We start from the raw sequence: 26,170 nt of genomic DNA on the forward strand, positions 1-26,170 counted from the left end.
CCCATCCATGAGGGAACATTCTTCTGGGTAGGGCGATGCTTTGTATCCCAGTACCTACGAGGAGCACCTGTGACCCAGACCAGCGAGAACGTCACCTGGCTGACCCAGGAGGCGTACAACAAGCTCAAGGCTGAGCTTGAGTACCTTACTGGTCCCGCGCGTGCGGAGATCTCGGCGAAGATCGCGGCCGCACGCGAGGAGGGCGACCTGCGTGAGAACGGCGGGTACCACGCGGCCAAGGAGGAGCAGGGCAAGCAGGAGCTCCGCGTGCGGCAGCTGACCCAGCTCCTCGAGAACGCCAAGGTCGGCGAGGCGCCGGCCTCCAACGGCGCGGTCGCGCCGGGCATGGTCGTGACGATCGCCTTCGACGGTGACGAGGACGACACGCTGACCTTCCTGCTCGCCTCCCGCGAGTACGCCAGCTCCGACATCGAGACCTACTCGCCGCAGTCCCCGCTCGGCACGGGCGTCCTCGGCCACAAGGTCGGCGACGACGCGGAGTACGAGCTGCCCAACGGCAAGAAGGCCTCGGTCCGCATCCTGAAGGCCGAGCCGTACAACGGCTGACCGGCTCCACCGGCTGTACCGAGAGCCCCCGGCGTCCACGCGACACCGGGGGCTCCGCCGTACCGGGGCTTCTTCGCCGTACGGGGTCAGGCCGTGGCCGAGCGGTACTTGCGGACCGCGAGTGTGCGGAAGATGACGATGATCAGGACCGAGTAGATCAGCGACGCCCACACCGGGTGCTGCATCGGCCAGGCGCCGGACTGCGACTGTCCGGGGTTGGCGAACAGCACACGGCAGGCTTGTACGGTGGCGCTGAACGGGTTCCACTCCGCTATGTGCCGCAGCCACGGCGTCATGTGACTGGTGTCCACGAACGCGTTCGAGATGAACGTGACCGGGAAGAGCCAGATCAGCCCGCCGGAGGTGGCCGCCTCGGGGGTGCGCACGGACAGCCCGATCAGCGCGCCGATCCAGGTGAAGGCGTAACCGAGCAGGAGCAGCAGCAGGAACGCGGCGAGGACCTTGGCCGCGTTGGTGTCGCCGTCCGACCCGACGCGCCAGCCGACCAGCAGCGCGACCACCGCGAGCACGACCAGCGTCAGGGCCGTCTGCACCAGGTCGGCGAGCGTACGTCCCGTGAGCACCGCGCCGCGCGCCATGGGCAGGGAACGGAAGCGGTCGATGAGCCCCTTGTGCATGTCGTCGGCGATACCGGCGCCGGAGCTGGCGGTGGCGAAGGTGACGGTCTGCGCGAAGATGCCGGCCATCAGGAAGTTCTTGTAGTCGGTGGCGCTGGTGCTGCCGCCGATCTGCATGGAACCGCCGAAGACGTAGGTGAACAGCACCACGAACATGATCGGCTGGATCAGTCCGTAGATCAGCATCTCGGGGATCCGGGACATCCGGATCAGGTTCCGTTTGGCGAGGACCAGCGAGTCGCGGACGGACTGGCTGACCGGGTTGCCCGACGGGGCCACCCGGGCGGTGTCGGTGAGGGCACTCACTTCACGGCCTCCTGGTCCGTCTTGTCTTCCTTGTTCTCGGCGGCGTGACCGGTCAGGGACAGGAAGACGTCGTCGAGCGTGGGCCGGCGCAGGCCGATGTCGTCGATCTCGATGCCGCGGGCGTCGAGTTCGCGGATCACCTCGGCGAGCAGCTTGGCGCCGCCGGCGACGGGCACGGTCAGCTTGCGGGTGTGCTCCTCGACCGCGGTGTCGCCCTTGCCGAAGCCGCGCAGCACCTCGGCGGCGACGGGTATGTGCTCCCGCTCGTGCACCACGACCTCCACGCGCTCGCCGCCGGTGCGCGCCTTGAGCTGGTCGGAGGTGCCGCGGGCGATGACCCGGCCGTGGTCGACGACCGCGATGTCGTGGGCGAGGTGGTCGGCCTCCTCCAGGTACTGCGTGGTCAGCAGCAGGGTCGTACCGCCGGAGACGAGCTGTTTGATGACCTCCCACAGCATCTGGCGGTTGCGAGGATCGAGGCCGGTGGTCGGCTCGTCCATGAACATCACCGGCGGGGAGACGACGAGCGCGGCGGCCAGGTCGAGGCGGCGGCGCATGCCGCCCGAGTACGTCTTGGTGGGGCGGTCGGCGGCGTCCGTCAGGTCGAACTGCTCCAGCAGCTCCACGGCCCGGGCCTTCGCCGCCCTGGCCTTCATCTGGTAGAGCTGTCCGACCATCTGGAGGTTCTCGCGGCCGGTCAGATACTCGTCGACCGCGGCGAACTGACCGGACAGGCCGATGGAGCGCCGCACGTCGTTGGGGTGCTTGAGCACGTCGACGCCGGCGACGACGGCCCGGCCGCGGTCGGGGCGCAGCAGGGTGGTCAGGCAGCGGACCGCGGTGGTCTTGCCCGCGCCGTTCGGCCCGAGCAGGCCGAGGACGGTGCCCTCCGGGACGTCGAGGTCGACGCCGTCCAGAGCCTTTACGTCACCGAAGGTCTTGACCAGCCCTTCGGCGTAGATGGCGCCTGGCATATGGGTCTCCACGTCATTGGGGATTCTTGGGAAAGCCTAGATTCGGGTGGTTTGTTCCGCCTTGCGCCGCCTGGCACCGCCGGGCAGATCCGGGCGGATGAGGCCGACGGCGGCCTGTCGTGCGAGCCACACCATAACGCGATGTATCGCGTCTCTCAATGGGTTTCCCCGAACGAGTGACGCCGTGGGTTTCTGCCTGCGGTTTTCCGGGGCGAGGCCCCGGAAAGCCCTCAGCCGATGACCGTGTAGCCCGCCCCGCCCAGGGCCTGGCCGACCTCGGCGCAGTGCGCCGGGCCCTTGGTCTCCAGGTGCAGCTCGACCTCCGCCTCCGTGAGCCCGAGCCGGGGATCGGTGCGTACATGGCTCACGTCGAGGACGTTGGCGTCGACCGCCGACAGCACCCCGAGCAGCGCCGCGAGCGCACCGGGCCGGTCCGTCAGACGTACCCGCACGGCCAGGTAGCGGCCCTGCGCGGACAGGCCGTGGCGCAGGATGCGCTGCATCAGCAGCGGGTCGACGTTGCCGCCGGACAGCACCGCCACCACCGGGCCCTCGAAGGCGTGCGGGTCGCTCAGCAGCGCCGCGACCGGGCTGGCGCCGGCCGGCTCGACCACCAGCTTGGCCCGTTCCAGGCACAGCAGCAGCGCGGTGGACAGCTCGTCCTCGCTGACCGTGCGGACCTCGTCGACCAGTTCCTCGACGATCCCGAACGGCACGTCACCGGGCCGCCCGACCCGGATGCCGTCGGCCATCGTCGCCGGGTGCTCGACCGCGACCGGCCGCCCCGCCGCCAGGGACGGCACATACGCGGCGGCGCCCTCCGCCTGCACCCCGACGACCCGCACGTCCGGCCGCAGCGACTTCACCGCGACCGCGATCCCGGCCGCAAGCCCACCGCCACCGATCCCGACGACGATGGTGCGGACCTCCGGGCACTGCTCCAGGATCTCCAGGCCGACCGTGCCCTGACCGGCGATGATGTCGGGGTGGTCGAAGGGGTGGATGAACACCGCGCCGGTCCGGTCCGCGTACTCCTGAGCGGCGGCCAGCGTCTCGTCGACCACGTGGCCGTGCAGGCGCACCTCGGCGCCGTAGTCCTCGGTGGCGCTGATCTTCGGCAGCGGGGCGCCCTTCGGCATGAACACCGTCGAGCGCACCCCGAGCAGCGACGACGCGAGCGCCACGCCCTGCGCGTGGTTGCCCGCGCTCGCGGCGACCACGCCGGTGGCCCGCTCCTCCGGCAGCAGCCCGGCGATCCGTGCATAGGCGCCGCGCAGCTTGAACGATCCGGTCCGCTGCAGGTTCTCGCACTTGAGGTGCACCGGCGCGCCCACCAGCTGCGACAGGCGGCGGCTGCCCTCCATCGCGGTCACGCGCGCGACCCCGGTGAGCATCTTCCGGGCCCCGCGGACATCGTCGAGGGTGACCGGCGGCAGGGTGGTGGTCGTGCGGTGGTTCATCTCTCAAGTCTCGCAGTTCACGCGTGCGTGCCGCGGCTGTGACCAACCTCCGAGACCCGGATCGCGCAGCGTCGGTACGCCCCGGGGCCGGGCCGCGTACCCTGTCCCCCAACCCAGCAGCCCTCCATGAAGCGAGCCCCCGGCCATGCCCACAACACCAGAAATGTCGATGGACATGACGACCGTCGGTGACCCCGGTCTCCTCGACACCCTCCAGCACGAGGTGGCGGTGTTCGCCCGCCGCGCCGAACAGACCCGGCTCGGCGGGGTCGGGCAGGTGCGCAACTCCATGGACCGCGCGGCGTATCTGCTGCTCAACCGGCTCGACAAGGAAGGCCCGATGGGCGTCAAGGCGCTCGCGGCGAGCATGGGGATCGACTCCTCCACGGTCACCCGCCAGGTCGCGCCGCTCGTCGACACCGGCCTCGTCAAGCGGACCTCGCACCCCGAGGACGGCCGGGCGGTCGTCCTCCAGCTCTCCCCGCGCGGGCAGACCCGGCTCGAGGAGGTGCGCTCCTCCCGGCGTCAGCTGATGGCCGAGCTGACCCAGGACTGGGCGCCGGAGGAGCGGGAGACGTTCTGCGCGCTCCTGACGCGCTTCAACGGTGCCCTCTCCGCCCGCACGGCGGCCCAGGGCATGCTCCAGACCGAGACCGCGCCGGCCTCCTGACGGCCGGGCGGCCGCCCCGGCGTCCCGCCGGCCGGGCCGCACAAGGTCGCGCACGCGCACGTCCACGCGCGTGCCCGCTCCGCATCGCCACGCGCGTGCACCGCGACGAACACGTGCGCGGCTCTTGACCGAAAGGGCGCGCCTGGCCTCATATGAGACCGGGTCCCCGCGCCGGTACGGCCCCGGGATCGGCTTCTTTTCGGACGCCCTCAGGGGGAGGCGCTGTGCGGGAACGGCATGCGTCGCAGGGTGCCGGGCGGGCCCAGGAGTTCGAGGCGTTCGCGGCGGGGGCGGCCGGGCGGCTGCTGCACGCCGCCACCCTGCTGACCGCCGAACCACCGGGCGACAACCCGCGCGCCCGGCGCCTGCTCACCCTGGCGCTCGCGCACACGTACGCCTGCTGGGACACCCTGCGCGGCGAGGACCCCTACGACCGCGCCCGCCAGTATCTGGCCACCCGCTTCGCCCACGGCGCCTGGCACCACTACGGCGGCCTCCTCGACCGCACCCCGGCCCGCCCCGGTGCCGCGCTGGGCCGCCTCTCCCCTCAGGAGCGGCTGGTCCTGGTGCTGCGGCTGTTCGAAGGCGTCGGTGAGGAGCAGATCGCGGCGCTGCTCGGTTTCCCCGTGGACCGGGTGCGTGCCCTGTCCCACCGCGCTATGACGGCACTGCTGCACCCGCCGCCGGGCCCGGCCCCGGCTCCCGTCGCGGCGAAGGTGGCGCCGTCATGACCGGGCGGCGGACGTGAACCGGCCGGAGCGGGAGGCGGAGGTCCGGCGGATCATGGAGCAGACGTCGGTGCGGGTGCCGCCGGAGCTGTACGGGGAGGCGGTGCGCCGTGGGACGCGCATGCTGCACCGCCGTACGACGGCGCGCCGGCTGATGTGGCTGCTGCTGGCCCTGGCCGCCGTGGCGTTCACCGTCTGGGCGCTGACGGTACAGCCGTGGGCGGAGCCGCCGTCCGACACCACCCCGCCCCTGACCGACTGGTGAACGGCCCGGCCGATCCGCTCGACCGGCCGGGCACGCCCACGGCTTCCCGGCGGTCTAGCCGAGCGCCTGCTGCAGGTCCTCCAGCAGATCGTCGGCGTTCTCGATGCCGACGGACAGGCGCACCAGGTCGCCCGGCACCTCGAGCGCGGAGCCGGCCGCGGAGGCGTGGGTCATCCGGCCGGGGTGCTCGATGAGCGACTCGACGCCACCGAGGGACTCGCCGAGCGTGAACACCTTCGCGCGGTTGCACACCTCGACGGCCGCCTCCTCGCCGCCCTCGACACGGAAGGAGATCATGCCGCCGAACGCCTTCATCTGCTTGGCGGCGACCTCGTGCCCGGGGTGGTCCTCCAGGCCCGGGTAGAGCACCTTCGTCACGCGCGCGTGCCGGGTGAGCATCTCGGCGACCTTCGACGCGTTGGAGCTGTGCCGGTCCATGCGCACCGCGAGCGTCTTGGTGCCGCGCAGCACCAGCCAGGAGTCGAACGGCCCGGCGACCGCGCCCATGGCGTTCTGGTGGTAGGCGAGTTCCTCGCCGAGCCCCTGGTCGCTCACGATCAGCGCGCCGCCGACCACGTCCGAGTGCCCGCCCATGTACTTGGTGAGCGAGTGGACGACGACGTCCGCGCCGAGCGACAGCGGCTGCTGAAGGTAGGGCGTGGCGAAGGTGTTGTCGACGACGAGCTTCGCGCCGGCGTCCCGGGCGACCTGGGCGACGGCGGCGATGTCGGTGATGCCGAGCAGCGGATTGGACGGCGTCTCGACCCACACGACCTTGGTCTTCGGGGTGATCGCGGCGCGCACCGCGGCCGGGTCGCTGGTGTCGGCGACCGACCACTCGATGCCCCAGCGGGAGACGACCTTGGCGAAGAGGCGGAACGTGCCGCCGTAGGCGTCGTTGGGGATGACGACGTGGTCGCCGGGGCTGAGCAGCGTACGCAGCAGGCAGTCCTCGGCCGCCAGTCCGGACGCGAACGCGAGGCCGCGGCGGCCGCCCTCCAGGGCGGCGAGGTTCTCCTCGAGGGCGGTGCGGGTGGGGTTGGCGCTGCGGCTGTACTCGTAACCGCCGCGCAGGCCTCCGACGCCGTCCTGCTTGTAGGTCGAGACCTGGTAGATCGGCGGGACGACCGCGCCGGTGAGGGGATCCGCGGTGTTGCCCGCGTGGATCGCGAGGGTCTCGAAGTGCTGACTGATGTGCCTGTCGCTCATGGGCACCGAGCGTAGTGCGCGCGGTGGCCGAATGACGCCCCGGCGGCGGCCGCGGTGCCCGCCCGGGGAGTTTTCCACAGGCCCGTCGAACGGGTTGGCCAATTGTCGGCGCGGTCTGGTTCGCTGGAGCCATGGAGATTCTCTGGGCCCTGATGGCCGCGGCCATGCTGTCCGTCGTGCTGCTGCCGGTGCTGAGGCGTCGGCGGAGCATGATCGAGCAGGTCCCGCCCGGCCACCCGGACGCGGCGGACCCCGCGGACTACGGCTTCGTGCGCGAGGAGGAGCTGGACATCCGCATGCCTGGCGCCGACCAGGACCTGCTGGACGTACTGGACGTGGTGCAGCACACGCAGGAGTACAAGGCGGCGGCGCAGCTGCTGGCGGGCACGGAGACGCAGGGTGAGCTGCGCTGGCAGCGGGTGCAGGCGTTCGCGGGCGCTGCCGCGCTGGAGCTGCAGCGGCGGCCGGGCGGGGTCGGGGAGATCCCGGGCGGCCAGTGGCTGCGGGTGTGGCGGGCCGAGCAGCCCAAGGACGCGGGCGGCGCGGCGGTGCACGCGGAGTTCCTGGTGCAGCAGGCGTGGCGGACGTCGACGCCGGGCACCGACGACTTCCGGATCATCATGGAGGAGGCGAAGGTGGCGTGCGGGGAGGCGGCGCTGCTGGCGCCGGGCGACCCGATCCCGTACATCGTCGAGCTCTCCGTGGCGCGCGGACTGGCGTATCCGCGCGAGGAGTTCGAGCAGCTGTGGCTGAAAATCCTGGACCGCGCGCCGAACCACATGGGCGCGCACCTGGCCGCCCTGCACTACTGGTGCGAGAAGTGGCACGGCTCGCGTGAGCTGGCCTACCAGTTCGCGGAGGCGGCGGCCGCGCGGGCGCCACAGGGCTCCCTGCTGGCGGCGATGCCGCTGTTCGCGGTGTTCGAGCACCTGCCGGAGGTGAACCTGGTCCGCAGCTTCTACCAGAGCGAGGTCGTCACCAGGGCGATCCACGGCGCGCTGCACGCGGTGCACGCGGCCCGTCACAGCGATCCGATGCTGGCGCACGTGCGTCACCTGCTGGTGTTCTTCCTGGTACGGGCCGAGCGCTGGGCGGAGGCCATGAACCAGCTGGTGCACGTCGACGGCCATGTCGGTGCGCTGCCGTGGACGCTGTCACCCGACCCGGCCGCCGAGTTCGCGGTCTACCGGGCGCTCGCGGTGGCCGGCTACGAGGCGAACGGCGGCAGCCCGGCGACGCTGCCGCACTGAGCGGACGGCCACGGGGCCGCCCGCGCAGACCCGGGGCAGGGCACGCCGCCTGCCGCACCGGGCGCGGGGGCCGAACCTCACCCGAACGTCAGCCCCCGTCTCCTTCCCGCCCCTCGCGGTCAGCCCTGCGCGCGGGTGGGCAGCCGCCATCCCGGGCGCGGGAAGTGGCAGGTGTAACCCTCCGGGTAACGCTGCAGGTAGTCCTGGTGCTCCGGCTCGGCCTCCCAGAACGGGCCGACCGGCTCCACCTCGGTGACGACCTTGCCGGGCCACAGGCCGGAGGCGTCCACATCCGCGATCGTGTCCTCGGCGATCCGCTTCTGCTCGTCGTCCACGTAGTAGATCGCCGAGCGGTAGCTGAGGCCGATGTCATTGCCCTGGCGGTTCTTCGTGCTCGGGTCGTGGATCTGGAAGAAGAACTCCAGGATGGCGCGGTAGTCGGTCTTCTCCGGGTCGAAGAGGATCTCGATGGCCTCCGCGTGCGTGCCATGGTTGCGGTACGTCGCGTTCGGCACGTCACCCCCGGTGTATCCGACCCGGGTCGCCGTCACGCCCGGCAGGCGCCGGACCAGTTCCTGCATGCCCCAGAAACAACCGCCCGCCAGCACGGCCCTCTGCGTCTGCTCAGCCATTGCGACCCTCCAAAACTCGTCGTCCTGCCCACCCGGTCAACGCATGAGGGCGCCACGCGATTCCATGCCGGGGCCCCGGGGCGCACAGCACCCCGGGGCCCTCGGACGGAAGACGTCAGATCGTCGCCGTGTCGATCACGAACCGGTACCGCACATCGCTGTTCAGCACCCGCTCGTACGCCTCGTTGATCTGGTCGGCGCGGATCAGCTCGATCTCGGCGCCGAAGCCGTGCTCGGCGCAGAAGTCCAGCATCTCCTGGGTCTCCGCGATACCGCCGATCATGGAACCGGCGAGCGTCTTGCGGCCGCCGATCACCGAGAAGAGGTTGAGCGAGATCGGCTCCTCCGGCGCGCCGACGTTCACCAGGGCGCCGTCGATCTTCAGCAGGGACAGATAGGCGTTGAAGTCCAGCGGCGCCGAAACCGTCGACACGATCAGGTCGAAGGTGCCCGCCAGTTCCTCGAACGTCTTCGGGTCGCTGGTCGCGTAGTAGTGGTCGGCGCCCAGCCGCAACCCGTCGTCCTTCTTGCGCAGGGACTGCGACAGCACGGTCACCTCGGCGCCCAGCGCGTGCGCGATCTTCACGCCCATGTGACCGAGGCCGCCCATGCCGAGGACGGCGACCTTCTTGCCAGGGCCGGCGCCCCAGTGCTTGAGCGGGGAGTACAGGGTGATGCCCGCGCACAGCAGCGGCGCGGCGACGTCGAGGGACAGGCCGTCGGGGATACGGACGACGTAGTTCTCGTCGACGACGATCTTCTGGGCGTAGCCGCCGTAGGTGGGCTCGCCGTCCTTGCCGATCGCGTTGTACGTGCCGATCATGCCGCCGCCGGTGCAGTACTGCTCCTGGCCGGCCTTGCAGTTCTCGCACTCGCGGCAGGAGTCGACCATGCAGCCGACGCCCACGCGGTCGCCGGCCTTGTACTTCGTCACACCGGAGCCGACCTCCGCGACGACGCCGGCGATCTCGTGGCCGGGGACCATCGGGAAGATGGCCTGCCCCAGCCCTCGCGGGCCTGGTGGATGTCGGAGTGGCAGATACCGGCGTACTTGATGTCGATCAGGACGTCGTGCTCACCGACCGCGCGGCGCTCGATGGTGGTGCGCTCCAGCGGCGCCTTGGGGGCGGGTGCGGCGTACGCGGCGACAGGGGTGGTCATGCCGGGGTTCTCCTTGCCAAGAAACGTCCGCGCCCGGCCTGCCTTCCGGCCGGGCACGGAGACCAGCCTGCCCGATCCGCACGCATCCACCCAGGTCACGGCTTTGCGTACGCACGCTGTGCCTACCACTGGCGGGGTCAGGCTCGTATGCGTACGACCCGGAATACTTGAGGGCATGGACGTACACCCCGAACCGGCGCCCGAGGCCTTCGGCGAGCCGGAGAGCGGCGCCGGCGCCCCGCTCGACCGCCGCGCCGAGCTGAGCGAGTTCCTGCGCACCCGCCGGGCCCGGCTGAAGCCGTCCGACGTGGGCCTGGCGGACTACGGCCGGCACCGCAGGGTGCCGGGGCTGCGGCGCGAGGAGCTGGCGCAGCTGGCCGGGGTGTCGGTGGCGTACTACACGCGGCTGGAGCAGGGCAACGGGCGGAACGTGTCGGCGGAGGTGCTGGACTCCATCGCCCGTGCGCTGCGGCTCTCGGACGCCGAGCACGCGCACCTCACGCACCTGGCCAAGCCCAAGCGGCACAAGAAGAAGCCGGCGGCGCGCCCGCAGCAGGTGCGCTCGGCGCTGCGGCAGCTGCTGGAGGTGATGGACGGCGTCCCGGCGTACGTCGTGGGGCGGCGCGCGGAGATCCTGGCCTGGAACTCCATGGCCGCAGCCCTGTTCGGGGACTGGGCGGAACTGCCGGCGGCGGAGCGGAACTGGGCGCGGCTGACGTTCCTGCGTCCGGAGTACCGGGAGCTGTTCGTGGACTGGGAGCAGAAGGCGATCGACATCGTGTGCGCGCTGCGCATGGACGCCGGCTGTTACCCGGACGATCCGCGGCTGTCGGCGCTGGTGGGCGAGTTGTCCGTGAAGAGCGAGGACTTCCGCCGGCTGTGGGCGACGCACGACGTGAAGGACAAGACCCACGGCGTCAAGCATCTGCACCACCCGCTGGTGGGCGATCTGGCCCTGCAGTTCGAGTCGTTCCGGCTGACCGACGGCAGCGAGCAGTCCCTGATCACGTACCACGCCGAGCCGGGCTCCCCGTCGGCGGAATCACTGCGGCTGCTGGCCAGCTGGGGCACGGACGCGACCCGCGCGGGCACGGAGTCGACGACGCAGCACGGCTGACACCGGCCAGCCTCCCGTCAGCCGGCCACTCCCAGGTCCTCCCGCATGACCCGCCGCATCGCCGTCAGCCGGGGCTCGGCCTCCTTCAGGGCGAGCAGGGCCTGTTCGGCGCTCTCCCCGTCCCGCGCCAGGCCCCTGTCCAGTCGCTTGACGACCGCGTCCGTCCCGGCGAGGACCGTGTTCACGGCCCGTGACGCCTCCAGGATCCGCTCGGGCACCAGCATCTGCGCCTCGGCGTACCGGTCGCGGTAGTCCCGGCGGGCCTCCTCCAGACGCTCGCGCTCCTGGTCGTCGTAGACGCCGTCGCGGAGGCGGTGCAGGGCGTCCTTGAGGAGGGTGTGGAACTGCCGTGAGGCCCGGTTCATCGCCGTGTACGCCGTCCTGCGCTCCTCGAAGCGCCGGCGCTGCTCCTCGGCGGTGCTCTCCGCGGCGCGCTGCCGGGCGGTGATCCGCTGGGTGAGCACGGGCGCGAAGAGGGTCCCGAGGACTCCGACGACTGCGGTGATCATGGCGGTCACGGCGGCGGTCATACGGGGACCCTAACGGCCGCGGTCCGGCTCCGGGCAGACCACCGCCCGCCGGAGGAACTCCCTCCGGCGGGCGGCGTGTTCGGCAACCGGCGTTCAGCGCAGCCGGCTCACCTGCCGTGGTGCGCCTTTCACTTGCCGTAGTAGGCATTGAGGACCGTGATCGTCGCCGTGTCGCCCTTCTTGTCGCTGACGGCGGCGCGGAAGGAGACGGACTTGCCCGCCGCCGGGTTCTTCAGGGTGACCTTGCCCTTCTTCACCTGGACCTTCTTCCAGGTCTTGCCGCCGTCGTAGGACGCCCACACGGTCAGGGACTTCAGGTTGCGGCCGGCGGCCGCGCCCTCCACGACGACCGGGAAGGTGGCCGTGCGTCCCGCGGCGACCTTGCTGTCCAGCGTCGTCGCGGCGTTGAAGCGGACCGTGGAGACGGGCAGCCTGGCCTGCCGGCCGGACGCCGGCTTCGCGGAGCGGAAGGTCCAGCTGGCGTCGATCCGGGTGGACACCCCCGCGACCTTGCCGCTGCGGCTCACCGACGTGGACAGCCGGTACGCCGCGTCGCCCGCCGGGACCGTGAACTCGCCGTCACCGGTGAGCGGGTCCTGGCTGGAGCCGACCTTCTTGCCGTTGCGGTACAGCGTGGTCGTCGCCTTGGTGACGGCCGACGACCCGGCGTGCGCGCTGCCGTCGGCGAACAGCGGCAGCATGCCGTAGAGGGTGTCGCCCTCGCGGAAGACGCCGTAGTCGGCGTCGACGTGCGGGGCGAAGACCGCGGTGTTGAAGGTCTTCGCGTACGCCTTGCCCGCGGCGAGGGTCTGCGGGTTGCCGAGGCTGTAGGCGGCGTCCACGACCGGGAGGCCGTCGGCGTCCTTGCCCGCGTACTGCTCGAAGTCGAACGTCCACTGGATCTTGTCGGCCGTCGACAGGTACAGCGTCCGCGTGCCCGGCAGCTTCTGCGGCACCGGCGCCCCGACGGCGACGTCGTCGGCCAGGAAGCCGAGCGCGGTCACACCGCCGGTCTTGCCGGGGGCGGACGCACCGAGTCCGGCCCGTACGGTGGTGAGTTCGCGGGCCGTGAAGTGGCGGACCTTGCCGCCCTGGACGCGCTTGACCTTGGCGCTGGTGGCCACGTCGTACTCGGCCGTGGCGCCCTTGGTCCACTGGCCGCTCCAGGTCTGCGTGAGACCGGTGACGTCCGGGCCGAGCGCGGCCATCCGCACGCCGGCGAAGGAGGTCCGGCTGAACCCGGCGAGGACGCCGGCGGCGTCGTAGGCGTAGTCGATCGTCGCGGACAGCGGCTTGGCCGTGCGGTCCGGGACGGTGATGTCCGCCTTCTTGGCGGCGCGGGCGTCGAGCGTGACCGTCAGGTTCTTCGTGACGTCCAGCCTGGGCTGGACCAGCCAGTCGATGCCGCCCTTGAACTCGCTGAAGTCCTTGGCGATCCAGGCGTCCAGCAGGTAGGTGCCCTTGGGCACGCGCAGCGTGGTGGTGCCGGAGGCGACGACCGGGGACTGGTAGTGCCGGCCCTGGGCCAGGCCGGTGTAGCCGAACAGGTCGGTGAGGTAGCCGGCGGTCGGCTTGCCGTCCCGGCCGATGTGCCTGACCGTGACGTCGTACGACTCGATCTCGCGCTGTACGGCCGCTGCGGTCCGCACGTTCTGCCCGCCGCCGCTCGCGGTCACGTACGCCGAGTAGGCGCCGTCGAGGGTGCCGCCCAGCTTGGTGTCGACGGTGAGAGGCACCGACACCTTGCCGCCCGCGGGGACGGTGACGCTGCCCGCGCCGAGCCGGAAGAAGCCGGCCGGTGCCGCCTTGCCCTTGGGGTCGGTGGCGGACGCGGTCAGCTTCAGCGTGACGTCGCTCTTGCCGAGGTTGCGGTACGTCAGCTGCTTGGTGACCGGCTTGTCGTCGGTGTGCGGCCAGGCCTGGGTGCCGAAGCTCACCGACACCGGGTCGGCGACGACGGCCTGCTTGATGGCCCGGTCCACGGCGATACGGCCGCTGCCCTGCTGGAACGGCGTGTACGCGCCGCCCTTGGCGGAACCGGTCAGCGCCCCCTTGAGCTCGGCGTACCCCCAGTCGGGGTGCTCCTGCTTCAGCAGCGCGGCGGCGCCCGCGACGTGCGGGGTCGCCATCGACGTACCCGAGATGGTCAGGTAGCCGGCCGGGTTCTCGCCGACCTCCCGGTCGATGACGCTGCCCTTGGCCGCGGCGGCGGTGATGTCGACGCCCGGCGCGGTCACGTCCGGCTTGATGGCGCCGTCGCCGACGCGCGGGCCGGTGGAGGAGAAGTCGGCGAGCTTGTCCTTGCCGTCGACGGCGCCGACGGTGAGCGCGGCGTCCGCGCTGCCCGGCGAACCGACGGACTCCGGGCCCTCATTGCCCGCGGCGATCGCGAACAGGATGCCCTTGTCGGCGGACAGCTTGTCGACCTCGGCCTCGAGCGGGTCGATGTCGGGCGTGTCGTAGCCGCCGAGGCTGAGGTTGACGACGTCGGCGCCCTGCTGGGCCGCCCACTCCATGCCGGCGAGGATGCCGGAGTCGTCACCGGAGCCGTTGTCGTCGAGGACCTTGCCGTTGAGGATGCGCGCGCCGGGCGCGACGCCCTTGAACGTGCCCTTGGACTTGGCGCCGGTGCCGGCGGCGATGGACGCGACGTGCGTGCCGTGGCCGAAGTGGTCGGTGGCGTCCTTGGCGGCGGAGAAGTTCTTCGCCGCGACGACCTGGCTCTTCAGATCGGGGTGGGAGGCGTCGACTCCCGTGTCCAGGACGGCGATCTTCACACCTTTACCGGTGTATCCGGCGGCCCACGCCGCCGGTGCGCCGATCTGCGGCACCGACGTGTCGAGGCTGGCCGTGCGGACGCCGTCGAGCCAGACGTGCGCGACACCGGAGGCGGTGCGGTCGCCGTTGGTGACCGCGTCCCACAGTGCGGGCGCGTCGGCCTGCGGGGTCTGCACGGCGTCGGCGTCGAGGGACGTCAGGGTGCGGCGCAGGGTGCCGGCCTGGCGTACCTCCGCGCGGGCGGTGGCGGCGGCGCCCCGGTAGCCGACGATGACCTTCAGCCCGTTCTTCTGGGCTTTCAGGGTGGCCGACCTGGTCAGCTCGGTGATGTCGAACAGACGTTGGTCGACCACGCCGGTGGCGACCATGCGGGCGGCGTCGGCGGGCAGCACGACGGTGTGCCCGTGGACGGTGCGGATCTGGACGGGTACGTTCCCGCGGCCCTCGGCCCGCTCCAGGCCGACGACGCGGCCCTTGGCGTCGACGGCGACGCGGTCACCGGTGATGAGGGTGATGCGGTGCTTTGCCTTGAGGGACGGCTGGACCTGGGCAGCGCCGGTCGCGCGCTGCTCGGGCCGGGCGGCCGCCGCCGGGCTGGTCATACCCGCGGCGAGCGCCACAGCGGCCGCGGCGGCGACACCGGCCGCGCCCGCTCTTTTCACTTGTGTGCGCAAAACTCCCCCTTGCTGATACCGGGCGATTTCCCCTGTCACCCGGCCGGGGGCAGTCTCGTGCGTCTGCACGTCAACCCCCCGGGGGACGCAGTATGCCGAGGGGTGATCAGTGCCTCAATGGGGCCCTGCGTCATGAGTTGACGTTTTCCGTCACGGTGATCCGCCCCTTGCGGAGGGTCGCGGCACGGGGGGCCTTCCGTGCGAGGGCGGAGTCGTGAGTGACCATCACGAAGGTCAGTCCGTGCTTCTTCCACATGCGCTCCAGCACGTCCATCACCTCGTCGCGCATGCTCTCGTCGAGGTTGCCGGTGGGCTCGTCCGCGAGCAGCACCTTCGGCCGCTTGACCAGCGCCCGGGCGATGGCGACGCGCTGCTGCCGGCCGCCGGACATCTCGCCGGGCAGATGCCCGAGCCGCTCCCCGAGCCCCACGGAGGCGAGCGCCTCGGCGGCCCGCTCACGCCGTTCCCTGGCCTTCACCCCGAGGGGCACGAGGGCGGTCTCGACGTTCTCCTGCGCGGTCAGCGTGGGGATGAGGCCGAAGGACGGGAAGACGAAACCGATGGTCTCGCTGCGCACCCGGGTGAGGCGGGCCTCCGGCAACTTGGCCAGATCGGCACCGTCGAGGACGACGTCGCCGGAGGTCGGCCGGTCCAGTCCGCCGAGCATCTGCAGCAGCGTGGACTTGCCGCCGCCGGTCGGGCCCTGGATGACGAGCCGGTCGCCGTCGTGGAGGGTGAGGTCGACGTCGTCGAGGGCGTGGACGGTGTCCTTGCCACGGGTGTAGCGCTTGGTGACGCCGTTGAGTTCCTACTTGGGGTTCCCCCTGGGTCGGGTGGACGGGCTGTCTGTTCGACGCGGCGCAGGGCGTCCGCCGGGCGCAGCCGTGAGGCCCGCCAGCCGCCGAACGCCCCGGCGATCAGCCCGCCGGCCACGCCGGACCCGACGGCGAGTTTCTTCTCCTTGGCGTACCCGGAGTCGACGACGGCGACGGCGGCGTTGCTCTCCGAGGTCCTGAAGGTCCGCCCACTGCTGATCTTCGACGAGGTCAGCGGCCCGAGGGCGGGCTTGGTGACGTCGGTGCCGTAGACGGAGTAGGAGTTGACGTCGAAGCCGGCGCCCCCGCCCTTGACTTCCCCGCCGCCCAGCCCGTACCCGCGGGGGCCGCCCCCGTTCCCGTCCTGCTGGAACGGCCCCCGGCTGAACTGCCCGCTGACCTTGAGCACTTGCAGACTCAGCCCGCCCACGGCATCGGCGACCCCACTCTGCTGCCCGACCTTGCCGAAAAATCACGCGCGTCAGGTGAGCCGGCGTGCGTAGCGCAGCCCTGGCCGTCCGCCGACGACCGTTTCCCCCACCGTCGTGAAGCCCGTCCCGGCCAGGACCGCCATGGACGCCGCGTTGTCCAGGGTGGTCCGGGCCGTCAGGGTCGACAGGCCGTACGCGTCGGTCGCCAGGCGGCACACCTGACGTACCGCCGCCTTGGCCACCCCGCGGCCCGTGAAGCGTTCGCCGACGCGGTAGCCGAGTTCGGCGGTGCCCGCGTCCGCGTCCAGCAGGTTGATGCGGCCGGCGAGGGTTCCCTCGGCGTCGAGGATCACGTGGAAGTGGCAGATGCCCGCCTCCTGTTCGGCCAGGAGCGCCGCGTGGCGGGCCGGGAAGTCGGCGAAGTACGCGTCGCCGCGGTCGGGGATCGTACGGGCGAAGTAGGCGCGGTTGGCGCGTTCGAAGGACAGCAGCGCGTCCGCGTGGTCGGGGCGGAGGCGTTCCAGGCGGATCATGCGCGGCAGCGTACGGGAGCACAAAGGCGGTCGTCCCCCGGGTTTCTCCGGGGACCGACCGCCTACGTGTCGCGTCGGGCGGGGCTCAGAGCGCCGAGCCGGCCTTCCACGCGGACCAGCTCATGTTCCAGCCGTTGAGGCCGTTGTCCGGGGCGACCGTCTTGTCGCCGGTGTTCTGGACGACGACGACGTCACCGACGAGCGAGTGGGTGTAGAACCACGCGGCCGGGGTCGACGGGTCGTTCGCGCCCTTCGTGTCGGACAGGCCGACGCAGCCGTGGCTGGTGTTGACCGAGCCGAAGATGGACTTCGCGCCCCAGTAGTTGCCGTGGATGAAGGTGCCGGAGCTCGACAGGCGCATGGCGTGCGGCACGTCCTTGATGTCGTACTCGCCCTTGCCGTCGTCGTCGGTGAAGCCGACCGTCGCGCCGTTCATCCGGGTCTCCTTGAACTTCTCGGAGATCACCATCTGACCCTCGTACGTCTTGTGATCGGGCGCGCCGGCGGAGATCGGGATGGTCTTGACGACCTTGCCGTCCTGCGTGACCTTCATCTGCTTGGTCTTCGCGTCGGCGTAGGAGACCTGGTTGCGGCCGATGTGGAAGGAGATCGTCTTCTGCTGCACGCCCATGACACCGGGCGCGCCCTCGACGCCGTCCAGGGCGAGCTTGAGGGTGACGGTGGAGCCGCCCCGCCAGTACTGCTCGGGGCGGCAGTCCATGCGGTTGGCGTTGAACCAGTGGCAGGCGACGTCCTGGCCGCTGCTGGAGGTGACCTTGATGCCCTTCTGGACGGCCGCCTTGTTGGTGATCGCCTTGTTGAAGTTGATCGACACCGGCATGCCGACGCCGACCGTGGCGCCGTCCTCGGGCGTGAAGTTGGCTATGAAGCTGTTGGCCGGGGAGACGGTGGTGAAGGAGGCGTTCTCGTGCGCGACCCGGCCGTCCTTGTCGGTGGCCTCCGCCGCCACCTTGTAGGTGGTCGACCGCTGCAGCTGGACGCTCGGCTTCCAGCTCGTCTTGTCCGCGGACAGCTGGCCGGCGACCTGCTTGCCGTCGGTGGACGTCATCGTCACGCTCGTGAGCGTGCCCTTGCTCACCGCGACGGTCGCGGAGTTGTTGATGGAGGCGTTGTCCGAGCCGTCCTTCGGTGTGATCGTGATCTGCGCCTCGGACGACTTCTGGGCTGCCGCCTCGTCGACCTTGGCCGAGGCGTCGGTGCCGCCGTGACCGGCGGACGCCTTGTCGCCGCCGGAACAGCCGGTGAGCACCAGCACCCCGCCGAGCAGTGCGGACGCGGCCATCAGGCCCTTGCGCCGCTTACCCTCCGTCATCACACGCTTCTCCATCGTTGCCGAATCCCGAAAACCCCGAGTGTCCCCGTAAGAACGTTCAACGCTACGACCGGTTCGTCCCGTTCCACATTCCTCCGAGGTGTGGGACACACCACGTCCGCCGGGCAGGCCGGTGGTGCGGATATCGGTCCATGCGCCCCCTGGGACGAAGAAACCCCGGACGGCGGTTGCCGCCCGGGGTCATGGCATTCCCCCCTGCGCGGCCTCAGCCGGTGTGCTCCTCGTCGTCCTCGTCCTCGTCGCCATCATCCTCGTCCAGGTCCCAGTCAGGCGAGTCCGGGTCGTAGTCGATCCGCTCACTGGACCAGGACGCCTGCTGCAGCTCCACCCCCGGCACCTCGCTGACCAGGTCGAACGGGTCGACGAGATAGGCCAGCGCCTCGGCGGTGTCTTCCGTCACAGCCCCCTCGGCCTGCGTGCGCTCCGACTCCGGCATCTCCGGGTCCTGGGCCAGGCGCCGCAGCGCCGCGGCGGTCACGGCCTGCTCGTCGTCGACCTCCAGCACGAGTTCCACGCGAAGCCGCACAAAACGTGATGTCTCTTCAGTGGTCATGCCGGGAGCGTAAGGCTCCCCGCTCCCACAACTTTCCCGCGACCCGCGCCTTTCATTAGCATCGCCCCAAGCATTGGCCCGCGCGGCCAATTCGCCGGCCAATTCGCCAGCGCCACAAGGGGATCGATAGTCCGTGTCATCCGCCCGCCGCTCGTTGCTGACCGCCACCGCCGCGGCGACCCTTCTGGGCGCCCTGTGGTTCGTCCCGTCCGCCAACGCGTCGTCCGAGACTCCGGCGAGAGAACAGGACACGACGACGACACAGGCCCGGGCGGCGACCAGTGCGGCGGACGCCTCCGCCGTGGCCGGCTCGGGGCTCTCCGGCGCCCAACTCGCCGACACCGGCAGCCCCGACACCACGCCGTACGTCGTCGGCGGCAGCGTCTTCCTCTCCCTCGGCGCCGGCTTCGTCGTGTACTCGGTACGCCGGGAACGCCTCGGCTTCTGAGCCGCGGCGGACGTCCGGCCGCCGCCGGACGCACCGGGGCCCTGCCGCACCGGGAGTGCGTCAGGGCCCCGTCGGCGAAGGCTCGCTACTGCAGCGGACCGGTGACGGACTCCACCGCCGCGACCAGCCGCCCGTCGCGCACGAACGCGTCCGCCGCGGCCAGGTCGGGCGCCAGGAACCGGTCCGGGCCCGGCCCCCCCACCCCGGCGGCCCGTACGGCGTCGATGACGGCCTGCGAGGCGGGCGCGGGCGTCAGACCCTCCCGCAGCTCGATCGCCCGCGTCGCCGCGTACAGCTCGACGGCGATCACACGCGTGAGGTTGCCGACGGCGGTACGCAGCTTGCGCGCGGCCGACCAGCCCATGGACACGTGGTCCTCCTGCATGGCGGAGGACGGGATGGAGTCGGCGGAGGCCGGTACGGCGAGCCGCTTCATCTCGCTGACCAGGGCGGCCTGCGTGTACTGCGCGATCATCAGCCCGGAGTCCACGCCGGCGTCGTCGGCGAGGAACGGCGGCAGCCCGTGGCTGCGGTTCTTGTCGAGCAGCCGGTCGGTGCGCCGCTCGGCGATGGAGGCGAGGTCGGCGGCGGCGATGGCGAGGAAGTCCAGCACGTAGGCGACCGGGGCGCCGTGGAAGTTGCCGTTGGACTCGACCCGGCCGTCGGGCAGCACCACGGGGTTGTCGACGGCGGAGGCCAGCTCCCGCTCGGCGACCAGGCGCGCGTGCGCGAGGGTGTCCCGGCCGGCGCCCGCGACCTGCGGGGCGCAGCGCACCGAGTAGGCGTCCTGCACGCGGGGCGCGTCGTCCTGGTGGTGCCCGGTCAGGCCGGAACCCTTGAGGACGGCGAGCATGTTGGCGGCGCTGGCGCCCTGCCCCGGATGCGGCCGGATGGCGTGCAGCTCGGGTGCGAGCACCTTCTCGGTGCCGAGCAGGGCCTCCAGCGACAGGGCCGCGGTGACGTCGGCGGACTTGTACAGCCGGTCCAGGTCGGCGAGCGCCATGACCAGCATGCCGAGCATGCCGTCGGTGCCGTTGAGGAGCGCCAGGCCCTCCTTCTCGCGCAGCTCGACGGGGGCGATGCCGTGCGCGGCGAGCAGCTCGCCGGCGGGCGCCACGACGCCGTCCGGGCCCTCGGCGTCGCCCTCGCCCATCAGCGTCAGGGCGCAGTGGGACAGCGGGGCGAGGTCGCCGGAGCAGCCGAGGGAGCCGTACTCGTGGACGACGGGGGCGATCCCGGCGTTGAGGATGTCCGCCATGGTCTGCGCGACCTCGGGGCGGACGCCGGTGTGGCCCGAGCAGACGGTCTTCAGCCGCAGGAACATCAGGGCCCGGACGACCTCCCGCTCGACCCGCGGTCCCATGCCGGCGGCGTGGGAGCGGACGATATTGCGCTGGAGCTGGGTGCGCAGCTCGTGGCTGATGTGGCGGGAGGCCAGGGCGCCGAACCCGGTGGAGACGCCGTAGACGGGGTCGGGCTTGGCCGCCAGCGCGTCCACGATCCCGCGGGCCGCGGCGAGGGCGGCCACCGCCTCGCCGGAGAGCTCGATGCGGGCGCCGTCACGGGCCACCGCGAGAACGTCGGACGCGGTGACCCCGGACGTCCCCACCACCACAGTGTGCATACTCATATTCAGGAGCGTACGCACTGAAGATGAAGATGTCACCAGTGGGTCGGGGTTCCGCCCCTTACCGAGGGCACTTCCCACGGGCGATCCGAGGGCACTTCCTACAGGCGGCCCCGGAAGGCGCGGCGTTCGCCGGCCGCTTCCGTCGTGGGCTGGTCCGCCAGGCGGATCACCGGGTCGTCGGGGCCCTGCTGGCCGGCCACCACCGGACGGGTGGAGCGTTCGGCCTTGGCACGGTACTGGGCGGCGTCCGCGAGGCGGAACAGGCGGCGGGCCGAGTGCAGCGGGCCGATCGGCGCCTCGGTGGAGGCGACGCCGCAGGCCACGCCCTCCCCCAGTTCCAGCTCGGCGGCTCTCCGGCACAGCTCGTCGGCGACCTTCACCACGTCCTGGGCGGGCGGGCCGACGGCCAGCAGGCAGAACTCGTCCCCGCCGAGCCGGGCGGCCAGCGCCCCCGGCAGCATGGCCCCGCACAGGGAGAGCACCGAGCCGAACCGTTCCAGCAGGCGGTCGCCCACCGCGTGGCCGAGGGTGTCGTTGACGTGCTTGAGCCCGTTCACATCGCACACCACCAGGCTGACCACCGCGCCCTCCCTGCGGTGCCGCTCGATCGCCTCGTCCAGGCGGGCGTCCACGGCACGGCGGTTCGCCAGACCGGTCAGCGCGTCCGTGAAGGCCAGCCGGCGCGCCTCCTGCAGCCGCTCCGTCTGCGCCAGGCCGGCGGCGGCCACGGACGCCAGCACGGTCGCGAAGTCCGCGTCGCCCCGGTCGAAGACGGCGGAGCCCGCCCTGCGCGCGACGTAGAGCTCGCCCCAGGCGCGGCCGTGCATGACGATCGGCGCGACCACACAGGACCCGCGGCCCCGGCGGCGCAGGGCGGCGACCCGCTGGTGGCAGTAGCCGGCGTGGCCCGCGGTCGGCCCCTCGGCGGTCTCCACCCACGCGTTGGGCTCGCCGCCCGACGCCCAGCGCTCGTGCAGGAACTCGGTGATCTCCGGGAACTGGTGGACGGGGTACGTCTCGTCCACCGGGAACTCCTCTTCCTCCGGAGCCCGGTCCCCGACGTTCACCAGGACCCGCAGCCGGCCGAGGTCCCGCTCCCACACCGACAGCGCGGCGAAACTCCCGGCCAGCGCGCGGCAGCCGCCCAGCGCTGCCGCGCGCCACGACTCCCGCGGGCTGTGTGCCGCGGCCATCCCTTGTGCCAGGGCCACCACGGCGGTCAGGCGCCTGTCCTCACCCATTGCTCCAGGCTAGGGAGGTTTCGGCTGAATCGGTGCGTTAATGGGGCGAACAGGTGTGTGTGGTGCGGGTCGGCCGTGGGTGGCCGCACATGGGGGCTGCGCCCCCGGACCCTGCAGTCACCCTTGGCACACAGGCCCCCGCCCTCACTCCCCCGGCCACTGAGGCTTGCGCTTTTCGTTGAAGGCCGCCACGCCCTCCGCCCGGTCGCCCGAGAACGCGACGGAGCGCCAGGCCGCGTCCTCGACCTCCAGGCCGGCCCGCAGGTCCAGCCCGTGCCCCAGGCGCAGGGCCCGCTTGGCCGCGCGCAGCCCCACCGGGGAGTTCCCGGCGATGCGCGCGGCCAGCGTCAGCGCCTCCGCGCGGTCCTGCCCGGCGTCGACCAGCCGGTCCACGAGCCCCAGCTCGGCCGCCTCCGCGGCCTCCACCCGACGGGCCGTGAAGATCAGCTCGGCGGCCTTCGCCGCGCCCACCCGCCGCGGCAGCAGCTGGGTGCCGCCGCCGCCCGGAATGACGCCGACCGACACCTCCGGCAGCCCCACCACGGCCGTGCGGTCGGCCACGATCAGGTCGCAGGACAGCGCCAGCTCGAAGCCGCCGCCGAGCGCGAACCCGTGCACGGCCGCGATCGTCGGCGCCGGCAGTTCCAGCACCCCGGTGTACGCACCGCGCGCCACCGGACGCTGCCGTACGAGATCGGCGTCGGAGAAGGAGTTGCGCTCCTTCAGGTCGGCGCCCACGCAGAACGCCCGCTCGTGCGTCGACGTCACCACCACCACGCGTACGTCCCGGTCGGCGCCCAGGGCCTCACAGGCGGCGGCGATCGAGCGGGCCATCTCGGTGGAGACCGCGTTCATGGCCTTGGGCCGGTCGAGGGCGAGCTCCGCGACATGCCGGGCACCCTCGTCACCGTGCCGTCGCACCAGCACGAACTCCCCGAACCGCTCCTCGCTCATGACACCCTCCCGGTTAACGCGGGTTAACAGAAGACAACGGCCCGATCATCGCAGGCCGGACCGGTCCGGGAAAGGGCCGGACCCGGCTCGTACGAACCACCGAGGGCCACCGATTACCCGTTCGAGTGACATCTCGCCCAAATCCGTGTCCTCCGTCCGGAGGAGCGCATACCGTGCGTCCGCCACGGCGCATCGGGGGCGCAACCGCAGAAGGGGGAACGCCGCGATGACGGAGATACCGACAGAGACACCGACGGAGACAGAGGAACAGCAGGCGCACGACACCGCCGGCGGCCGGCACCGCCGCCCCCGCCACCGCCGGGTGCTGCTCGCGGCCGGTGGTCTCGCCCTGGCCGCCGGTGTGCTGAGTCTCGTACGGCTGGCCCCCGAGTCCGGCGTCCCCGGCCTCGGTACCGCGCAGACCGGCCCCCGCGCCGACCACGACACGGGCCGCCGTACCGTCACCGAGCGGTCGGCCGACACCGCCGCCACCGTCTCGGCCACCCCGCGGCCCGGCCCCTCCGCCGCGGACGTCATGGGCGGGGCTAGCGCCGCACCGGTCGCCACGGCCTCGGCCACCGCGGCCGCCGGGCGCGGCCCGTCGGCCGTCGCCGTCCCGTCGTACTCCGTCCCGGTCACGCAGCCGTCCGCCACCGGGGTGCCCGGCTCCGGGCGGACGTCCGCGCCGCCCGCCGGCCCGCCGGCGTCCACGCCGGCACCGGCCCCGCCACCCCGCTCGCCCGCGCCGAGCCCGTCCCACTCCACCGCGCCGGCGACTCCGCCGCCGGCCCGTCCCGACGAGCCCGGCCCGGGGGTGTGTCTGCCGATCATCGGCGTGTGCCTGGGCTCGGGGCTCCTCGGGTGAGCTGCTACGCCCTGCCGTCGTCGCGCCGGCCGAGCAGCCAGGGCGCGACCACACCGAGTCCACGCACCGGGCGCTGGTACATCGGCTGCAGCGCGAAGCGGTACGTAGGCGGGTCCTCGCCCTCCTTCTCGGCGGCCGCCGCCCGCTCGGCCGCCTCCGCCTCCGAGGCGGGCGCCTCCCCGGTGCGGATCAGCTCCTCCGCGAAGGCGCTGTCGACGAGGACGGCGTCCCGCGGCGCTATCGAGGTCAGCCGGGACGCCAGGTTGACGGTCGTACCGAAGACATCGCCCATACGGGTGGTCACCGTGCCGAACGCCATGCCGACCCGCAGCTCCGGCATCGTCTCGTCGTTCGCCATCGTCTCGATCAGCCGCTGCCCGATCTCGGCCGCCGTGCCCGCGTCGTCCGCCGCGAACAGCACCTCGTCGCCGAGGGTCTTGATCAGCCGCCCGCCGCGCGCGGCCACCAGGTCGGCGGCCGTCGTCTCGAACGCCTCGACCAGCTCGCCGAGCTCCTCTTCCTCCATACGGCGGGTCAGCCGCGTGAACCCGACCAGGTCCGCGAAGCCCACCGCGAGGCGGCGGTCCACCATCTCCTCGTCGTCCGCCGCCTGGACGACCCGGCCGGTCGCGGCGGCGAGCTGGCGGCGCCAGACGTAGACGAGGAACTCCTCCAGCTCCGGCAGCAACAGCTCGACCAGCGGATACGTGACCTCGGTGCGGGTCATGCCGGGCTCGGGCGGCTCGGTCAGGCCCTCCAGGAAGGAGTCGATCTGCCATTCCGCCAAGCGGGCGGTCGTCTGGCCCGTCGACCGGGCCACCTGCACCGCCATCGCCTCGCTGAGCAGGCCCGCCTCGACCAGACCGGCCAGCCGTCGCAGGGCCAGCACGTCGGCCTCGGTCAGCGCCTTCGCCTGGCCGATGTCGGCGAAGCCCATGGCCCGCCAGAAGCGGGACGCCAGCTCCATGGACACACCGGCGCTGCGGGCCGCCTGAAACGGGGTGTAGCGCCGCTCGGCGCCGAGGATCAGCTGTTCCAGGCGCAGCGCGAGGGGGTCCTCGCCGGAGTCGGTGGCATCGGGCCCGGAGCCCGAGTCGTCGACGGTCACGCCTGCTGCCCTTCCGATCTGCCGAGGTCAGGTATCGACCGGCCTCCAACTTTACGGCAGGTGTGCGCCAGCTCACTCACTCCGTGGGGGCCGGGGGTGAGGTGAGCGGCGTTGCGTGTCACCCGGCGTCGATGTGGCCGACCGCAGGGGGCATGTCTGCTTCGACTCAGCCCAACCCACACTCACGCCGGGCGCAAGTGGACGATGTCGCCCGCTCCGACCGGCTCCTGCACCCCGTTCTCCGTTGCCAGCACCAGGCGGCCGTCACCGTCGACCGCCACCGCCTCGCCCACCAGGGACCGATCCCCCGGCAGCTCCGCGCGGACCGTCCGCCCCAGCGTCGCGCAGCCCGCCGCGTACGTCTCCTGCAGGCCGCACGCCGACGGGTCGCCCTCCGCGTCGCGCCAGCGGCCGTACCAGTCCTCCAGTGCCCGCAGAACCCCCCGCAGCAGCGGGTCGCGGTCCGTGCTCACCGCTCCGGCCAGCGCCAGCGACCCCGCCTGCGGTACGGGGAGTTCCTCCGCCTTGAGCGTGACGTTGATGCCCACGCCGACGACCACGCCGCCCTCCCCGGCCCGCTCGGCGAGGATGCCGCCGGCCTTGCGTTCCTCGCCGCCGACGGTGACGAGGAGGTCGTTCGGCCACTTCAGGGCCGTGTCGACGCCTGCCGCCCGGGACAGGCCGGTGGCCACCGCGACCCCGGTCAGCAGCGGGATCCAGCCCCAGCGGGCGACCGGGACGTCGATCGGCCGCAGCAGGACCGAGAAGAACAGGCCCGAGCGCGCAGGAGCCGTCCACTGCCGGTCCAGGCGGCCGCGGGCGGCCGTCTGCTCCTCGGCGACGAGGATCGCGCCCTCGGCCGCCTTGCCCGCCTCCGCGCGGGCGACCAGGTCGGAGTTGGTGGAGCCGGTGCGCTGCACGACCTCCAGGTCCGACCACAGGCTTCCCTCGCGCACCAGCGCGCGCCGCAGCGCCGCGGCGCTGAGGGGCGGGCGGTCGAGGTCGGACCAGCGGCTGTCGTCTGATGCATCTCGCGGCGTCATGCAAGCCACCCTAGGTGTGGGAAACGCCGCACTGCCGACCGTGGGGGGCAGCACTACGCTACGGATGAGTAACCGTCCCCCCTTTTGAGCAGGCAGGGAGCCGCGATCCCGATGTCCGAGCCGGAAGAGATCGACCTTCACACGACCGCGGGCAAGCTCGCGGATCTGCAGCGCCGTATCGAGGAAGCGACGCACGCCGGCTCGGAACGCGCCGTCGAAAAGCAGCACGCCAAGGG

23 protein-coding genes and 3 pseudogenes are annotated in these 26,170 nt (G+C 72.1%); 8 read left to right on the forward strand and 18 right to left on the reverse strand.

The features are described 5' to 3' along the window. Positions 1-69: 69 nt before the first annotated feature. Entirely contained in the window at positions 70-567 is a 498-nt protein-coding gene (gene greA / locus AB0J12_RS29185) for a transcription elongation factor GreA (protein WP_363267491.1), read from the forward strand. 86 nt (positions 568-653) lie between these two features. Here greA and AB0J12_RS29190 read toward each other — a convergent pair whose 3' ends face one another. The 3 genes from AB0J12_RS29190 to ilvA all read right to left on the reverse strand — a co-directional run bounded on the left by AB0J12_RS29190 (position 654) and on the right by ilvA (position 3,945). Then, complete coding sequence (locus AB0J12_RS29190; protein WP_363267493.1) at positions 654-1,511, reverse strand: ABC transporter permease; 858 nt, start codon at positions 1,509-1,511, stop codon at positions 654-656. Then, positions 1,508-2,485, reverse strand: coding sequence for an ATP-binding cassette domain-containing protein (locus tag AB0J12_RS29195; RefSeq protein WP_363267495.1), 978 nt, complete (start codon positions 2,483-2,485; stop codon positions 1,508-1,510). The genes AB0J12_RS29190 and AB0J12_RS29195 overlap by 4 nt, the downstream gene beginning before the upstream one ends. 230 nt (positions 2,486-2,715) lie before the next feature. Then, entirely contained in the window at positions 2,716-3,945 is a 1,230-nt protein-coding gene (ilvA, locus tag AB0J12_RS29200; protein WP_363267497.1) for a threonine ammonia-lyase, read from the reverse strand. Between the two features lie 163 nt (positions 3,946-4,108). Here ilvA and AB0J12_RS29205 point away from each other — a divergent pair, with 163 nt between their 5' ends. From AB0J12_RS29205 to AB0J12_RS29215, 3 genes are all read left to right on the forward strand, one after another. Next, positions 4,109-4,615, forward strand: coding sequence for a MarR family transcriptional regulator (locus AB0J12_RS29205; protein WP_363267499.1), 507 nt, complete (start codon positions 4,109-4,111; stop codon positions 4,613-4,615). 224 nt (positions 4,616-4,839) lie between these two features. After that, positions 4,840-5,346, forward strand: a complete 507-nt coding sequence (locus AB0J12_RS29210; RefSeq protein ID WP_363267500.1) for a sigma factor-like helix-turn-helix DNA-binding protein — start codon at positions 4,840-4,842, stop codon at positions 5,344-5,346. Between the two features lie 13 nt (positions 5,347-5,359). After that, positions 5,360-5,608 carry a hypothetical protein gene (locus AB0J12_RS29215; RefSeq protein WP_363267501.1) on the forward strand — a complete coding sequence of 83 codons (249 nt, stop codon included), beginning with the start codon at positions 5,360-5,362 and terminating at the stop codon, positions 5,606-5,608. A 54-nt stretch (positions 5,609-5,662) separates the two neighbouring features. Here the strand turns inward: AB0J12_RS29215 and AB0J12_RS29220 are convergent, their stop codons facing one another. Continuing rightward, positions 5,663-6,817 (reverse strand): cystathionine gamma-synthase, encoded by a 1,155-nt coding sequence (locus AB0J12_RS29220; protein ID WP_363267502.1) that lies wholly within the window; start codon positions 6,815-6,817, stop codon positions 5,663-5,665. A gap of 131 nt (positions 6,818-6,948) precedes the next feature. Here AB0J12_RS29220 and AB0J12_RS29225 point away from each other — a divergent pair, with 131 nt between their 5' ends. Then, complete coding sequence (locus AB0J12_RS29225; protein WP_363267503.1) at positions 6,949-8,067, forward strand: hypothetical protein; 1,119 nt, start codon at positions 6,949-6,951, stop codon at positions 8,065-8,067. Positions 8,068-8,186: 119 nt separating this feature from the next. Here AB0J12_RS29225 and msrA read toward each other — a convergent pair whose 3' ends face one another. Together msrA and AB0J12_RS29235 are read right to left on the reverse strand one after the other, a co-directional pair. Next, entirely contained in the window at positions 8,187-8,699 is a 513-nt protein-coding gene (msrA, locus tag AB0J12_RS29230; protein WP_363267504.1) for a peptide-methionine (S)-S-oxide reductase MsrA, read from the reverse strand. 115 nt (positions 8,700-8,814) lie between these two features. Beyond that, positions 8,815-9,860 (reverse strand): annotated as a pseudogene (locus AB0J12_RS29235) (NAD(P)-dependent alcohol dehydrogenase). Positions 9,861-10,035: 175 nt separating this feature from the next. Between AB0J12_RS29235 and AB0J12_RS29240 the strand changes: the two are divergent. After that, a complete protein-coding gene (locus AB0J12_RS29240; RefSeq protein WP_363267505.1) occupies positions 10,036-10,977 on the forward strand; it encodes a helix-turn-helix transcriptional regulator in 942 nt (313 codons plus the stop codon). A gap of 17 nt (positions 10,978-10,994) precedes the next feature. Here the strand turns inward: AB0J12_RS29240 and AB0J12_RS29245 are convergent, their stop codons facing one another. From AB0J12_RS29245 to AB0J12_RS29275, 7 genes and pseudogenes are all read right to left on the reverse strand, one after another. Then, positions 10,995-11,507, reverse strand: coding sequence for a hypothetical protein (locus AB0J12_RS29245; RefSeq protein WP_363267506.1), 513 nt, complete (start codon positions 11,505-11,507; stop codon positions 10,995-10,997). A gap of 128 nt (positions 11,508-11,635) precedes the next feature. Further along, a complete protein-coding gene (locus AB0J12_RS29250; RefSeq protein ID WP_363267507.1) occupies positions 11,636-14,959 on the reverse strand; it encodes a S8 family serine peptidase in 3,324 nt (1,107 codons plus the stop codon). Positions 14,960-15,089: 130 nt separating this feature from the next. Continuing rightward, a pseudogene (locus AB0J12_RS29255) lies at positions 15,090-15,767 on the reverse strand (ABC transporter ATP-binding protein); the annotation flags it as partial. Positions 15,768-15,889: 122 nt separating this feature from the next. Beyond that, positions 15,890-16,237: pseudogene (locus AB0J12_RS29260) on the reverse strand (ABC transporter permease); the annotation flags it as partial. An 18-nt stretch (positions 16,238-16,255) separates the two neighbouring features. Continuing rightward, on the reverse strand, positions 16,256-16,738 hold the full coding sequence (locus AB0J12_RS29265) for a GNAT family N-acetyltransferase (RefSeq protein WP_363267508.1): 483 nt from the start codon (positions 16,736-16,738) through the stop codon (positions 16,256-16,258). 85 nt (positions 16,739-16,823) lie between these two features. Beyond that, entirely contained in the window at positions 16,824-18,071 is a 1,248-nt protein-coding gene (locus AB0J12_RS29270; RefSeq protein ID WP_363267509.1) for an Ig-like domain-containing protein, read from the reverse strand. A 226-nt stretch (positions 18,072-18,297) separates the two neighbouring features. Continuing rightward, positions 18,298-18,645, reverse strand: a complete 348-nt coding sequence (locus AB0J12_RS29275; RefSeq protein WP_363267510.1) for a hypothetical protein — start codon at positions 18,643-18,645, stop codon at positions 18,298-18,300. 133 nt (positions 18,646-18,778) lie between these two features. Between AB0J12_RS29275 and AB0J12_RS29280 the strand changes: the two genes are divergently transcribed. Beyond that, positions 18,779-19,093 carry an LAETG motif-containing sortase-dependent surface protein gene (locus tag AB0J12_RS29280; protein WP_363267511.1) on the forward strand — a complete coding sequence of 105 codons (315 nt, stop codon included), beginning with the start codon at positions 18,779-18,781 and terminating at the stop codon, positions 19,091-19,093. Between the two features lie 85 nt (positions 19,094-19,178). Here AB0J12_RS29280 and hutH read toward each other — a convergent pair whose 3' ends face one another. From hutH to AB0J12_RS29295, 3 genes are all read right to left on the reverse strand, one after another. Beyond that, the gene (gene hutH, locus AB0J12_RS29285; RefSeq protein WP_363267522.1) at positions 19,179-20,717 is read right to left on the reverse strand and encodes a histidine ammonia-lyase; all 1,539 of its coding nucleotides are present in this window, start codon (positions 20,715-20,717) and stop codon (positions 19,179-19,181) included. 104 nt (positions 20,718-20,821) lie between these two features. Further along, the gene (locus AB0J12_RS29290; protein WP_363267512.1) at positions 20,822-21,964 is read right to left on the reverse strand and encodes a sensor domain-containing diguanylate cyclase; all 1,143 of its coding nucleotides are present in this window, start codon (positions 21,962-21,964) and stop codon (positions 20,822-20,824) included. Between the two features lie 144 nt (positions 21,965-22,108). Next, positions 22,109-22,918, reverse strand: a complete 810-nt coding sequence (locus AB0J12_RS29295) for an enoyl-CoA hydratase-related protein (protein WP_363267513.1) — start codon at positions 22,916-22,918, stop codon at positions 22,109-22,111. A gap of 226 nt (positions 22,919-23,144) precedes the next feature. On the opposite strand from AB0J12_RS29295, the gene AB0J12_RS29300 reads away from it, so the two are divergent. Beyond that, entirely contained in the window at positions 23,145-23,783 is a 639-nt protein-coding gene (locus AB0J12_RS29300) for a hypothetical protein (protein WP_363267514.1), read from the forward strand. A gap of 4 nt (positions 23,784-23,787) precedes the next feature. On the opposite strand, the gene AB0J12_RS29305 is transcribed toward AB0J12_RS29300, so the two are convergent. Together AB0J12_RS29305 and AB0J12_RS29310 are read right to left on the reverse strand one after the other, a co-directional pair. After that, positions 23,788-24,891, reverse strand: coding sequence for an adenylate/guanylate cyclase domain-containing protein (locus AB0J12_RS29305; protein WP_363267515.1), 1,104 nt, complete (start codon positions 24,889-24,891; stop codon positions 23,788-23,790). A gap of 182 nt (positions 24,892-25,073) precedes the next feature. Beyond that, positions 25,074-25,934 carry a biotin--[acetyl-CoA-carboxylase] ligase gene (locus AB0J12_RS29310; RefSeq protein ID WP_363267516.1) on the reverse strand — a complete coding sequence of 287 codons (861 nt, stop codon included), beginning with the start codon at positions 25,932-25,934 and terminating at the stop codon, positions 25,074-25,076. Between the last annotated feature and the right edge of the window lie 236 nt (positions 25,935-26,170).

Origin of the sequence: Streptomyces sp. NPDC049915 (assembly GCF_040656475.1) — a bacterium.
Classification (GTDB): domain Bacteria; phylum Actinomycetota; class Actinomycetes; order Streptomycetales; family Streptomycetaceae; genus Streptomyces.